Source organism: Brevibacterium ihuae, assembly GCF_900184225.1.
In the GTDB taxonomy this organism is placed as follows: Bacteria; Actinomycetota; Actinomycetes; order Actinomycetales; family Brevibacteriaceae; genus Brevibacterium; species Brevibacterium ihuae.
The window spans coordinates 259,778-272,239 of the sequence record NZ_FXWZ01000003.1; the positions used below are offsets into that span (position 1 = coordinate 259,778).

The 12,462-nt window shown below is 70.6% G+C and carries 10 protein-coding genes and 3 tRNA genes; 5 read left to right on the forward strand and 8 right to left on the reverse strand.

Annotated elements, in window-relative coordinates; all coding sequences use genetic code 11:
* The first annotated feature begins 84 nt into the window (after positions 1 to 84).
* Entirely contained in the window at positions 85 to 384 is a 300-nt protein-coding gene (locus tag C1A17_RS06530) for a hypothetical protein (protein ID WP_101652007.1), read from the forward strand.
* A 36-nt stretch (positions 385 to 420) separates the two neighbouring features.
* Here the strand turns inward: C1A17_RS06530 and C1A17_RS06535 are convergent.
* A tRNA-His gene (locus C1A17_RS06535) sits at positions 421 to 496 on the reverse strand.
* Between the two features lie 462 nt (positions 497 to 958).
* On the opposite strand from C1A17_RS06535, the gene C1A17_RS06540 reads away from it, so the two are divergent.
* Positions 959 to 2,404, forward strand: a complete 1,446-nt coding sequence (locus C1A17_RS06540; protein ID WP_101652009.1) for a hypothetical protein — start codon at positions 959 to 961, stop codon at positions 2,402 to 2,404.
* A gap of 878 nt (positions 2,405 to 3,282) precedes the next feature.
* On the forward strand, positions 3,283 to 3,612 hold the full coding sequence (locus C1A17_RS06545) for a hypothetical protein (RefSeq protein ID WP_101652010.1): 330 nt from the start codon (positions 3,283 to 3,285) through the stop codon (positions 3,610 to 3,612).
* 188 nt (positions 3,613 to 3,800) lie between these two features.
* On the opposite strand, the gene C1A17_RS06550 is transcribed toward C1A17_RS06545, so the two are convergent.
* The 3 genes from C1A17_RS06550 to C1A17_RS06560 form a co-directional block, all read right to left on the reverse strand.
* Positions 3,801 to 3,876, reverse strand: a tRNA-Lys gene (locus C1A17_RS06550).
* Positions 3,877 to 3,994: 118 nt separating this feature from the next.
* Entirely contained in the window at positions 3,995 to 4,288 is a 294-nt protein-coding gene (locus C1A17_RS06555) for a GroES family chaperonin (RefSeq protein WP_180953347.1), read from the reverse strand.
* 22 nt (positions 4,289 to 4,310) lie between these two features.
* The gene (locus C1A17_RS06560; RefSeq protein WP_101652015.1) at positions 4,311 to 4,598 is read right to left on the reverse strand and encodes a DUF3618 domain-containing protein; all 288 of its coding nucleotides are present in this window, start codon (positions 4,596 to 4,598) and stop codon (positions 4,311 to 4,313) included.
* A 123-nt stretch (positions 4,599 to 4,721) separates the two neighbouring features.
* Here C1A17_RS06560 and bcp point away from each other — a divergent pair, with 123 nt between their 5' ends.
* Positions 4,722 to 5,189: a thioredoxin-dependent thiol peroxidase gene (bcp, locus tag C1A17_RS06565; RefSeq protein WP_101652017.1), complete on the forward strand. Its 468-nt coding sequence runs from the start codon at positions 4,722 to 4,724 to the stop codon at positions 5,187 to 5,189.
* 167 nt (positions 5,190 to 5,356) lie between these two features.
* A tRNA-Leu gene (locus tag C1A17_RS06570) sits at positions 5,357 to 5,438 on the forward strand.
* A 126-nt stretch (positions 5,439 to 5,564) separates the two neighbouring features.
* Here C1A17_RS06570 and C1A17_RS06575 read toward each other — a convergent pair.
* The 4 genes from C1A17_RS06575 to C1A17_RS06590 form a co-directional block, all read right to left on the reverse strand.
* On the reverse strand, positions 5,565 to 6,860 hold the full coding sequence (locus tag C1A17_RS06575; RefSeq protein ID WP_101652018.1) for an osmoprotectant NAGGN system M42 family peptidase: 1,296 nt from the start codon (positions 6,858 to 6,860) through the stop codon (positions 5,565 to 5,567).
* Between the two features lie 93 nt (positions 6,861 to 6,953).
* Positions 6,954 to 8,648 carry an N-acetylglutaminylglutamine synthetase gene (gene ngg, locus C1A17_RS06580; protein ID WP_101652020.1) on the reverse strand — a complete coding sequence of 565 codons (1,695 nt, stop codon included), beginning with the start codon at positions 8,646 to 8,648 and terminating at the stop codon, positions 6,954 to 6,956.
* A gap of 61 nt (positions 8,649 to 8,709) precedes the next feature.
* Complete coding sequence (locus C1A17_RS06585; protein ID WP_101652022.1) at positions 8,710 to 10,509, reverse strand: N-acetylglutaminylglutamine amidotransferase; 1,800 nt, start codon at positions 10,507 to 10,509, stop codon at positions 8,710 to 8,712.
* Positions 10,510 to 10,556: 47 nt separating this feature from the next.
* A complete protein-coding gene (locus tag C1A17_RS06590; protein ID WP_101652024.1) occupies positions 10,557 to 12,434 on the reverse strand; it encodes a class I SAM-dependent methyltransferase in 1,878 nt (625 codons plus the stop codon).
* Between the last annotated feature and the right edge of the window lie 28 nt (positions 12,435 to 12,462).

Below are 12,462 nucleotides of genomic sequence, written 5' to 3' on the forward strand. Positions count from 1 at the left end.
CCGCCGGTCGCTCGCTAGGCTCGACGACTATGACGACATCGCCCTCCGCCTCGCCTGTCCGGACCCCGGTGGGGGTACATCGGAGTGGTCGTCCTCCTCATCGCCGGCGGCACCGTGCTCGGAATGATCCCCGGCACCCGCGCGATCGCCTCATGGCTGATGATCGGCGCGTGCTTCGTGCTCTACGGCCTCCTCGAACGGTCGGCGGCGATCGTCGTGAGCGGTGCGGTCACGCTCGTCGCGGCGTTCGCGGCCTATGCGATGGACCTCGACCGGCTCGGCCTGGTCCTCGAGATCGTCACCGGATTCGTGTTCGCGGTGGGTGCGGGCGTCCTCCGCGCTCAGGGGCGCAGCACGTCGCCGACGACCCCGGAGAACGTCTGAGCCGCGGCATCGATCGATGCCGCGGCTCAGACGGGATGGGGTGGCTAACGGGACTTGAACCCGCGACCCCCGCGACCACAACGCGGTGCTCTACCAGCTGAGCTATAGCCACCATCGCTGCCAGCAGGCAGCATCGACCATTCTAGGACGCGGCCCGGCCGGGGGCAAACCGGCATTCGTGTGACCTCCGCCTCCTTCGGTCGCCGCTCCGCAAGCGCCTGCCTGCGAGCCTGCACGGCACGGGCTGGACGTTCGCCGAGAAAGGCAACGATTGGGTCGCCGCGGGGTAACTTTTCGGACTCGGACGGCGCATCCGCGCGACGCGGTTCGTATGCTTGCACCGGCGTCCAGACCACGCCCACGATTCCCGTCCCCCGACCCGAGGTTCCCCACTCCATGTCCATCGCCCAGGTGCACGTCGATGCCGACAAGGCGGCTGCCCTCACGGTGGACGGTGCCACGACGCACCATCCCGACCTCGGCAGCGCGATGGCCCGGCTGACGGCGCTCGCCCGCGAACGGCAGGAACCGGTATCGATCGAGATCCACGACTCCGGCGCGGTCCGCCTGCTCCATGTCGACGCTGCAGGACGCGTCGCCCTCCATCCCGCTCCGGCCGCACCCCGGCCGGACCCCGCTGCGGGTCCCCCCGCCTGCCGACCCGCCGGCGCAGGGGCTGTCGGATCCGAGCGACGGCGCGACGCCGTCGGCGTCGGACGCCCCCGAGCCGCGCCCGAGCACCGCCGAGGGCTACCCGATCGGCACCCCGTACTCGGGACCCGCCGCCCCGGTGGGGCGGACGGACCGGAAGCGCGCTCCCGGTCGCCGCTGGGCACCCGGCACCGCGCACCGCCCGAGCTCAGCCCCGCGCCGCTCCCGCCTCGGCGGGCTCACCGTGCCATCCCTCGTCCTCGCGGTCCTGCTCGTCATCGCACTCGCGGCCTATTTCCTGCCGACGATCATCGGGTCCCCCGACAGCGCGGGCCCGCAGAGCATCCCGGCAGACAGCCAGATGGCCTCGGAGGAGTCCCTCACGCTCGAGAACTCCCCGACCCCGGTGCCGGGCTTCGCCGCCCAGCCGGCATGGGAGGCCGCGGTGCCCGCGACCGCCTCGGTGACCGCCACCGGCCGCGGGGTCCTCGTCGTCGACGGCAATCGGCTCTCCGTCCTCGACCCGACCACGGGACAGCCGCGCTACGAGACCGACATCGAGACCTCCATCGGGTTCGCCGTGGACACCGAGATCGACGGCGAGCGCGCACTGCTCTGGCGCACCGGGGACAGCGCCCACGCCCTGTTCGACGGCGAGAGCACGACGATCGACTACCGGATCCCCGCGAACGCCCGGATGTCCTCGGCAGGCACGAACGTGCTCGTCAAGGACGGCAACTCGCTGTCGACCTTTACCCGCGAAGGGCTCACCGAGATCCCCACCCCCGACCCCGGCTACACGCCGATGGCGCTCGATGGCACGACGCTCATCAGCGCGGAGTTCGGCGGCGCCGTCACGCTCACCGACATCGACGAGGTCTCGACGTCCGAGCTGCTCCTCGAGACGCCCGCCGACGATCTCGAGATCTTCCGCTGGGTCACCGCCGGCCACGGCAAGATCGTCTCGCTGTGGGGCGAGGCGGGCGCGACGACGACGAGCGGGCACCGGGTGCAGCTCGTCGTTCACTCCGCCGAGGACGGCCGCATCGCCTCGACGGTCTCGACGACGACCGATGCCGTGGGCGAGGAGACCTGGGTGCGCGGTCAGGGCTACCGCCTCGCAGTCATCGGCCCGTACCTCTTCACCATCGACGACGGGCTCCTCGTCCGGAACGGCGCACCCGATCACCTGCGCATGACCGAGCCCCGCGGCGAGATCGTGCCGACGACGATCGACAACACCCGCTACCTCCTCCGCACGAACACCGTCTGGCGCTCCGGTGCGGATCTCCTCGCCGTCACCGACACCGGCGGGCACGCGGTGATCCGGCAGAGCGCCGACCGGGTCGTCGGGCTCCCCGCGGAATAGGGCTCCGCTCCGTCGCCGCGACTTGCGGTCATTCTGTAAGAGAGCCTTTCGGCTTCTACAGCCTGTAGTCGTTACCATGGGCCGAGGAACGTCGCGTCCGATCCCCGCACCCGGCCGGCGCTCGAGGACGCACCGCGTCCTCGCACCTCGGCAGCGTGCCGGACAGCGTTCCGCGTCCGCCATCGACGTCGACCCCGAGGACATCCCGTGCGACACCACCCGAGGATCCGCCGCAGCGCCGCGGCGATCGGTGTCGCCGTCCTGCTCGCCGGAGGCTCGGCGACCGGCGCGTCGGGACAGGACCTGCCGACCCGCGGCACGGGCGAGACACCGGCTCCCGCAGCCACCACACCGGTTCCGGGTCCCGCCGGAATCCCGGGTCCGCCGTCGACGACCGCAGCACCGGGAGCCGAATCGCCTGACGCCGAGGTGCCCGGCGACGATTCCGACATCGGCCCGATCGACCCCACGACCGCACCGACTGTCGAACCGACCTCGGACCCCACTGCCGATCCGACCCCCGCGCCCACGGCGTCGGAGTCCCCGTCGCGACACCGGAGCCCACCGACGGTTCCGAGACGCCCGACGAGACGCCGGACCCGGAGCCGACATCCCCGTCGCCCACACCGACGCCATCGCCGTCCCCGGACCCCTCCTCGTCGCCGGACCCGGATCCCGGATCCCCGCCTCCCGGTGACGATGACCCCGGGCAGGACGACTCCGGCGACGAGGGCACCGGCGGCGGCCAGCAGGACGAAGGCACCGACGGTGCCCGGGACGACGACCGACCGGGAACCGGCGATTCCGGCTCGCCCCGCGACGGCGAGGACCGGGAGGAATCCGGCGACTCCGCCCCGCGGCAGCGAACCGGAGACCCGGTGACCGGGACCGGCTCTGCGGCGGGCGATGTCCCGGGCCAGGCCGGCCGCGACTGGCTGCCGAGCGCGGGTGGCGCGGGACAGGGGCCCGCCCATGACTATTCGGACCCCGTTCCCCAGGCTCCGGGCGAGCAGCAGGACCCCGACGCGATCAGCGGCGGGGACTTCGATAACGACGATCTCCGCGCCGACGAGAACGCGGACCTCGACGCATCGGGAGACACCGGCGGATTCGGCTTCAGCTGGCCGCTCGCCGCGCTGATCTCGATCGGCCTGCTCAGCCTCGCGCTCATCGCGTTCGTCGTGGGCCGGCGCTCAGAGGATCGCTGACATGCGCTGAGGATCGTTGGCCCGCGCTGAGGATCGCTGACATGCGTTGAGGATCGCTGACGCGTTCCGGCGCTGGCCGCGTCGAGCGATTCCCACGGGCCGCGCCGACACGGTGCGCCCACAGATCCGCACCCATGGATACGAAAAACGTCCGTCCAGGTCATCTGACCTGGACGGACGTTTCGGAGTGGTACACCCCCCGGGACTCGAACCCGGAACCCACTGATTAAGAGTCAGTTGCTCTACCAATTGAGCTAGAGGTGCGCAACGAGACACCACTATACACTCACTCCGACGGCCGTGAGAACTCGAATCCGCCCGATCGGGCGAATGTGGCGCGTTTCACTCGGATCGCGATCCAGCGCCCGGTCCCGGCCTCCGGTCAGAGGTACAGACCCGTCGATTCGTCTCCCGCCGACTCGCTGATCGCGTGGACGTCGCGCTCGCGCAGGAGCATGTAGGCACTGCCCTCGAGCTCGACCTCCGCCCGGTCCTCGGGGTCGAACAGGATCATGTCGCCCAGCCCGACCTGGCGGACGTGCGGCCCGGCCGCCACGACCTCCCCCCAGGCGAGACGGCGGCCGACGGCGGCGGTGGCGGGGATGACGATCCCGGCGCGCGAGGTGCGCTCCCCCGCCTCCTTGTCCGGCTGCACGAGGATCCGGTCGTGCAGCATCCGGATGGGGAGTCCTGTCGGATCAGCCACGCGAGCGGCGGACGGCGAGGAAGGTGATGAGAGCTGCGACGCCGAGGACCACTCCGCCGATGAGCGCGACCTTGTCCGACTTCACCGAGCCGTCGTCGCTCACGACGATCGACTTCGCGTTGTCCGCGGCGCGGTTCGCCAGGGCCGAGGGATGCACCCGGCCCATGAGCTCGTCGACGTTCGCGGCGAGGCGCTGTTCGCGCAGGCGGATCGACTCGATGAGCTGATCCTTATTGGCGGAGTCGACCGTGACGTCGGAGGTGTAGACATTGCTGCTCATGGTGATGTCCTCAAGATCGGATGGTGGGGCGGCGCACGTTCAGCACCGTGTCCTTCGCCTCCGAGCTTACCGAATACCGGCGGCTAAGGTTGAACGGACAGACCCCGTGCGAAAGGACCCACCGTGCCCAGGCTCGAGATCGGCGACACCGCCCCCGACTTCACTCTGACCGATTCCACCGGAACCCCGGTGACCCTGTCCGACCACCGGGGTGAGCGCGTCATCGTGTACTTTTACCCGGCCGCCATGACCCCGGGATGCACCACCCAGGCATGCGACTTCCGCGACTCGCTCGCGTCGCTGCGCGGCGCCGGCCTCACCGTGCTCGGCATCTCCCCGGACTCCCCTGAGAAGCTCGCGAAGTTCGTCGAGAAGGAGGGGCTGACGTTCCCGCTCCTGTCCGACCACGACAAGGCGACGATGAAGGAGTGGGGAGCCTTCGGCGAGAAGAAGAACTACGGCAAGGTCGTCCAGGGGGTCATCCGCTCGACCGTCGTCGTCGACGCCGACGGCACCGTCGAGCTCGCACAGTACAACGTCAAGGCGACCGGCCACGTCGGCCGGCTGCGGAAGCAGCTCGGCCTCGACTGATCCTCCGCCGCGGGCGACGGCCCGGTCCGTGCGCCCGCCGTGCGGTCCGGGCCGTCGCCCGTCCCTCGGCCCGGGTCGTGGCCCCTCGCTCAGTCCGGGGCCGTGCACCCGCCGCTCCCGGGCTCCCGGCGCTCCCGGCCTCTGGGATAGGATCGCGGATGCGACGCGCGCGAGTGGCGGAATCGGTAGACGCGCTGGATTTAGGTTCCAGTGTCTTCGGACGTGGGGGTTCGAGTCCCCCCTCGCGCACCGGATCCCTCCCGCCGCGACCTCGTGCTCCGGCGGGGCGCGGCATCGGACGAGCGGGCCCGGAATCCACCTGGATTCCGGGCCCGCTCCGTCGTTCGCCGAGGTTCTGCCGTCCTCGGGCCGTGTTCAGCCGTCCTCGGGCTCGCTCGACTCGTGGTCGGGCTGGTAGCGCGGGACATTGGTGATCGACCCCTCGTGCTGGGTGTCGCCCGGCATCTCCTCGATCGCCGGCTGGCGCTGCGACGGGAAGTGCTTAAGGTCGCCGGTCTTGTGCTGGTCCCATTCCTCGAGCGTGAGCGGCGTCTGCAGCCACAGCGTGATGAGCTCCGCGCACGACACGAGCGACTCGATGTGGGTCCGCTCCCAGCCGTGCGAGGAGTCGAGGCCGAAGGCGACGAGCGCGGCGCGCGCCCCGGCACCCGCCTCGAGGGCGGCGGCGACGTCCGAGCGGTAGAAGTGGAAGATGTCGCGCGCGACGGGCAGGTCGTGCGCCTTCGCGAGGAGGATGAGCTTACGCGTGAGGTGGTAGTCGAACGGCCCGTGCATGTCCTTGAGCGGGATGGTGATGCCGTACTCGATCGAGTTCTGGGTGGGTGCGCACACCGCGTTGTCGATCGACAGCAGCTCGGCGACGTCCTCGGACACGCCCGAGGATGCGCCGTGCCCGACCTCTTCGAAGATCGTCACGAGGATGCTCGTCCGATGGGGCAGCCGGAGGCGTCCCTCCTTGGCGCTCTTCGCGGCGGCGAGGGCGATCGCGACGCCGGCCTTGCCGTCGAGGTGACGGGAGTTGATGTAGCCCGAGCGCGAGCGCTGCGGGCCGGCCATGATCGCGACGGTGTTGCCGATCTCGATCCCGAGCTCCTCGAGGCCCTCCTTGGTCGAGACGCGCTCGTCGACGCGCACCTCGACGTGCTCCCAACCCACACCCTGGGTGTCGATCTCGTCGCCGTAGGCATGACCGCTCGTCTTGAGCGGGAGGATCGTCCCGGTGTATACGACGTCGGGGAACTCGGTGACGATCTGCACCCGGGCGCCCTCGGCGAAGCGGGCGGAGAACGTCCCGACGGGCACGACGGACAGCCGGCCGTTGTCCTTGAGAGCGGACACCATGCAGCCGATGGTGTCGGCGTGGACGACGAGCGCCCGGTCGCAGGTGTCCGTCTCGCCGGGCAGGTCGACGACGAGGGTGCCCTGGCGGGTCACGGTCGAGTCGAGGTCGAGGTCGTTGACGATGTCGCCGATGTACTGCATCACCGCATCGGTGCGCCCGGAGGGGCTGGGGGTCCGCAGGAGGCGGAAGAGGATGTCGATCATCCACTCGGTGTCGATCTCCCCTGCCGCGAGATCGAGGAATCCGGTGAGATTCGCCTTGCCGAGCTCCTGGACGTCGATCTTCTGCTCATCCGTGTGGTCGTTCATCCTGCCTCCTGGTGCAATGTCACTGCTCAGGGCAAGAGTATCGGCTCCGGGCGGTGACCGCGGCACCGCACCCGGATGAGGCGTGCGCCGCGCTCAGTTCACCGGGTCGCGGGGCTTCTCCGGCTCCCACGTCCACGGGGTCCGGGTGGAGTTCGGGAACAGGTAGTCGATGAACTCCGCCTGCACCGGCTGCGGCTCGTGATTGGCCAGTCCCGGCCGCTCGTTCGCCTCGATGAAGACGTACTCGTCGCCCTCGACGTCGGGGACGAGGAGGTCGATGCCGCTCACCGGGATGTCGATCGCCCTGGTCGCGGCGAGCGCCGCCTCGGCCAGCGCGGGGCTCAGCCGGTCCGTGACATCGTGGATCGTGCCTCCGGTGTGGAGGTTCGCGGTCCGTCGCACCTGGAGGCGCTCACCGGGGGCGAGCACGTCGTCGAAGGTGTAGCCGCCCTCGTTGACGGTCGCCTCGGTCGCCTCGTCGAGCGGGATCTTCGATTCCCCTCCGGTGGCGGCCGCGCGCCGCTTCGAGTGCTTGCGGATGAGCTCGTGGATCGGGGTCTCCCCGTCGCCGACGATGGTCGCCGGACGCCGGATCGCCGCCGCCGACACCCGCCCGTTGATGACGAGGATCCGCAGGTCGTCGCCCTCGCAGAACTCCTCGAGGAGGACCTCGGAGCCCTCGCCCCCGGCACGCCGGAGCGCGTCCTTGAGCTGCTTCTCGGTGGTCACCCCGATGGTGATGCCCGCGCCCTGCTCGCCGCGCACGGGCTTGACGACGAGGGCACCGACCTCGTCGAGGAAGTCGACGTCGCCCTGGTCGAAGGTCGCGGTGCGGCCCTGCGGCACCCGGACGCCGGCCTTCTCGACGATTTTGCGCGTCACCCGCTTGTCCTCGCAGCGGCTCATCGCCACCGCCGAGGTGTATTGCGACAGGGACTCCCGGGTGATCACCGTGCGACCGCCGTGCTCGAGCTGCATGTAGCCGGTGTCGGCGTCGAGGACGGTGACGCGGATGCCGCGCCGGATCGCCTCGTCGGCGATGATCCGCGAGTACGGGTTGAGCTCGTCGAGCCCCTCGATCTGGGGCCGCGCGTAGAGCTTCTCGTTGATCGCGTTCTTGCGCTTGATGCCGTAGACGGGGGTGCGGTCGAACCCGAGGCGCTCGTAGAGCTTGATCGCGCCCTCGTTGTCCCACATCACCGACAGGTCCATGTAGGCAGCGCCCGCATCGCGCATCCGCTCGGCCAGCGTGATGGCGAGCTGCTTGCCGAGCCCGGCGTGCACGGTGGCCGGATCGACCGCGAGGCACCACAGCGAGGAGCCGCGCTCGGGATCGCCGAACAGCTCGCCGTGATCGACCCCGGTGACCGTGCCGATGATCTCGCCGTCCTCGGTGTCGACGGCGACGAGGTACTGCACGGCCGGGTTGTGGTTGTGGTTGTCCCAGAGCACCTCGACGTCTGCGGGGACCATCTGCCGGAGCACGTAGATCCGGTTCATCCGCTCCGCCTCGTCCTTCGAGCGGATCGGTCGGATCTCGATGCCGGGGAGCGGGGACGACTGCGGGACCGCCCCGCCGAGGTCGAGCCGGTAGGTGTGGCTCGGATCGATGAAGTACTCCTCCGGGTGGAGGGCGACGAGCACGTGCGGGTCCTTGAGGTACATGCAGATGTCGCGCGTGCCGCCGGCCTCGTCGCGGAGGACGCGGCCGATCTCCTCGATCTCGGAGAACGTCTGCCCGAACACCAGCCGGCCCCAGCCCAGCTCCTGAATCACATCGGTTCTCATCACTGTCTCCTTGCGGTCGTCCTCGGGGGCGGGCAGGGCGGCCGGGGTGCGGGGCGCCGGGTCAGGCGGCCGGTCCGGTGATGCCGTGGCTCTGGAACCACAGCTCGAGCAGGGCGATCTGCCACAGGCGGTTGCCGCGCAGCGGGGTGAGGTTCCCGTTGGGATCGGCGAGCAGCTCCTCGACCGCGCCCTGCTGGAACAGACCCCGGTCCCGCGCCGACTGCCCGGTGACCGCGTCGCGGACCATGTCGAGGTAGGGCCCGTCGAGGTGCTTGAGCGCCGGCACCGGGAAGTAGCCCTTGGGACGGTCGATGACCGCGGACGGGATGACCCGTCGGCCGGCCTCCTTGAGCACGCCCTTGCCGTCCTGGGCGGTCTTGAGGCGGGCCGGGCACTGCGCGGCGAGCTCGACGAGGTCGTGGTCGAGGAACGGCACGCGCGCCTCGAGCCCCCATGCCATCGTCATGTTGTCCACCCGCTTGACCGGGTCGTCGGTGAGCATGATCTGGGTATCGATGCGCAGCGCCTTGTCGATCGCGCTCGAGGCGCCGGGGTGGCGGAAGTGCGCGTCGACGAATTCGCCGGACACGTCGGAACCGGCGAGGAAGCGCGGGCTGACGAGCTGGGCCATCTCCTCGTGGGTGCGGTCGAAGAAGGCGCCCCGGTAGCTCGCGAGCGCGGCCTCCGGGTCGGTGCCGGCGGCGTACATCGGCGGGTACCAGTGGTAGCCGGCGAACACCTCGTCCGCGCCCTGACCGGACTGGACGACCTTGACGTGCTTGGCGACCTCCTCGCTGAGGAGGTAGAAGGCGACGGCGTCGTGGGAGACCATCGGTTCGGACATCGCGTGGATCGCGTTGCCGAGGGCGGGGAGCATGCGCGCGGTGTCGATCCGGATCTGGTGGTGCCGGGTGCCGAAGTGCTCGGCGATGACGTCGGAGTACTTGAACTCGTCGCCCTCCTCGCCGCCGGCGGCCTCGAAGCCGATCGAGAAGGTGTTGAGGCCGTGCTGGCCCTCCTCGGAGAGCAGCCCGACGATGAGGCTCGAATCGAGTCCGCCGGACAGGAGCACGCCCACCGGCACGTCGGCGACGAGACGGCGGCGCACGGCGGTGCGGAGGCTGTCGAGGATCGCCTCCTCCCAGTCGGTGTCGGACCAGTCGGCCTTCGCCGGGTCGTCCTCGTAGATCGGCTCCCAGTAGGTCTTCTGGGTGCGGGTGCCGTCAGGCTCGATCCACATGAGGGTGGCCGGCGGGAGCTTCCGCACGCCCTGGAGCATGGTGTACGGCGCGGGCACCACGGCGTGGAAGGTCATGTAGTGGTGGAGCGCGACGGGATCGACACGGGTGTCGACACCGCCGCCGGCGAGGATCGCCGGGAGCGAGGAGGCGAATCGGAACACGCCGCCGACCTCGGCGTAGTAGAACGGCTTGATGCCCAGGCGGTCGCGGCCGACGAGGACTCGGCCGGAGCGCTCGTCGAACAGCGCGAAGGCGAACATGCCCTTGAGCCGGTGGACGAAGTCCTCGCCCCACTGCGCGTAGGCCTTGAGGATGACCTCGGTGTCGGAATGGCCGCGGAAGGTGTGGCCGAGGCCGCGAAGCTCCTCGAGGAGCTCGGGGTAATTGTAGATGCAGCCGTTGAAGACGATGCTCAGGCGCAGATCGGCGTCGTGCATGGGCTGGGCGCCCGCCTCGGACAGGTCGATGATCGCGAGCCGGCGATGGCCGAAGACCACGTGGTCCTTGGTGTACGTGCCGTGGCCGTCCGGGCCGCGCGGCACCATGACGTCGCTCATCGCCTCGACGGCGGCGGTGTCCGTCGCGTGGACGGTCCCGATCTCACCACAGATTCCGCACATGACTCTTCACATCCTCATATCGTCGGCGCCCGGTGGCTCCCGAATTCTCATCCTATCGTTTCATGCCTGCGGGGCTGCCTCGGGTGAGGCGGGGTGGATGCGGGGGCGGTGGGCGGCGGGACCTGCGCCGCGATGACGGTGAATCGACGATCGCGCGCCCATTGCTCCGAGTTGCCGAACGCCCGATCGATGACCGGCCGGTACCGCAGCGACGAGTTGAACACGCACACCATCCGTCCGCCGGGAACCAGGAGCTCCCGCGCCCGCTGGATCAGCGTGTGCGCCGTCGCCGTCTCGATCGTATGACCGGAGTGGAAGGGAGGGTTGAGGACGACGAGGTCGACGGAACCCGCGCTGATCGGAGCAGACTCGCGCTCATCGGGCGCACCCCAGGGCAGCGGATTCGTCGCATCGACGAGCCGGATGTCCGCGGTCCGGGTTCCGCAGGTCGCGCGAGCCGAGGCGACTGCCGCCCGCGACACGTCGACCCCGGTGAGCCGGGCCTCGGGCAGGAGGTGGCCGAGAGCGGCGAGCAGCGAGCCGTTGCCGCAGCCGAGGTCGAGCACGCGCAGCGGGACACCCGTCGCATCCCGCCGTGCTCCCCCGGCGCGCTCACCGAGTGCGTCGGGGCGTGGCCCGGATCCGACGGCATGATCCTGCCCCTCGGCGCGCCCGGGAACCACGTGGTCGCGCAGCGCGGTGAGGAGCAGCGCCGACCCGGGATCGACGGACGGCCCGCCGAAGCACGCGCCATATGCCGAGACCTCGAGGGCGGGCACCTCGGGCACCAGTCCAGCGGCGCGAGCGATTCGGGGTGCGGGGATGGATGGGACGGGAACTCCCCCGGCGGTGTCGGCGGAGGCTTCTCCTCCCACGTCATCCGCCTCCCGGCCGTCGCGCGAGGGCGCTCCCGAGGCGATGAGGAGCCGCGATTTCGCCTGCCCGGGTGACACGTCGACGCGCGGGTAGAACCGGGCGAGCTCGGTGTTGAAGCTGCGGCTCAGGTGCTTGGCCCGGCCGACGACGACGAACTCCGCAGCAGACGGAGCGAGGATCTCGAGGTACTCAGTGAGCACGCGGAGGGACTTGGGGGCCGCGAGGACCACTCGTGTGATCGGCTGTGTGGCCACAGCGGCCAGCTCCGCGAAACCGGCATGCCCCTGGTCGGCGTCCGAACCTCTTCGCGCGGTCTGGCGCGATCCCTCCGCCGAGGTCGCCGCACCGTCGGCAGCGGAGCGCGATCCCGTCTGCGTACTCATCGCGTCGGCTGCGGCTGGATCGCCGGCGCGCTCGTCCGACGGCTCCGATCCCGCATTCACGCGGACCGGCAGATGGACGATCCGGGAACTGTCCGGATGGGCCCGGTGGACCGCCTCGGCCGCGGCGCGGGCGGCGAGGGAATCGGCATAGGCGAAGACCCGACCGGGAGCGGTGAGCGCGACGACGGAGCCGAGGGCGCCGTCGGGATCGTCGAGCACAACGGTGACGGGCACCTCGGCAGCGGTGCCGGAGGAGATGATGGGGACGCCTGCGACCCCGGTGCTTCGCGGAGGCTCCGACCGGGCGGCCCTCGCCGGTTCTGCCTGGACCGGCCCGGTCGAGGAGCCGGGCACGGGACCCTCCGGCTCGACGCCGATCGGCCCTGAGAGCAGATCCGATGACGGCCTCGCCGGTTCGGCCCCCGCCCACCTCGCCGGTGATCCCGGTGCGGGGCCCGCCGATTCCTCGTCGGTCAGCCCGATTCGAAGTGCGCGTCCGGAGATGTCGAGGACGCCCCGGCTGCGGCCGTGGAGGTACTCCTCGAGGAGTCGTGCTGCCGGGTGGCCGTGCGGCCAGCCCGCGAACCCGCAGTCGAGGGAGGCGTCGATCGCGGCGAGCTCCCCGTCGGAGCGGTGGAGCGCAGCAGGCAGCAGCGAGGCGGGCATGGCGCCAGTCTACGGAGGCACCGGGGCG

Excerpts from the sequence above, each read along its gene's own strand:
- ngg (WP_101652020.1), bottom strand. The coding sequence starts at position 8,648 with ATGAGAACCGATGTGATTCAGGAGCTGGGCTGGGGCCGGCTGGTGTTC.
- C1A17_RS06540 (WP_101652009.1), top strand. The coding sequence starts at position 959 with ATGTCGACGCTGCAGGACGCGTCGCCCTCCATCCCGCTCCGGCCGCAC.
- C1A17_RS06560 (WP_101652015.1), bottom strand. The coding sequence starts at position 4,598 with ATGAGCAGCAATGTCTACACCTCCGACGTCACGGTCGACTCCGCCAAT.
- C1A17_RS06590 (WP_101652024.1), bottom strand. The coding sequence starts at position 12,434 with ATGCCCGCCTCGCTGCTGCCTGCTGCGCTCCACCGCTCCGACGGGGAG.
- C1A17_RS06585 (WP_101652022.1), bottom strand. The coding sequence starts at position 10,509 with ATGTGCGGAATCTGTGGTGAGATCGGGACCGTCCACGCGACGGACACC.
- C1A17_RS06575 (WP_101652018.1), bottom strand. The coding sequence starts at position 6,860 with ATGAACGACCACACGGATGAGCAGAAGATCGACGTCCAGGAGCTCGGC.
- C1A17_RS06555 (WP_180953347.1), bottom strand. The coding sequence starts at position 4,288 with ATGCTGCACGACCGGATCCTCGTGCAGCCGGACAAGGAGGCGGGGGAG.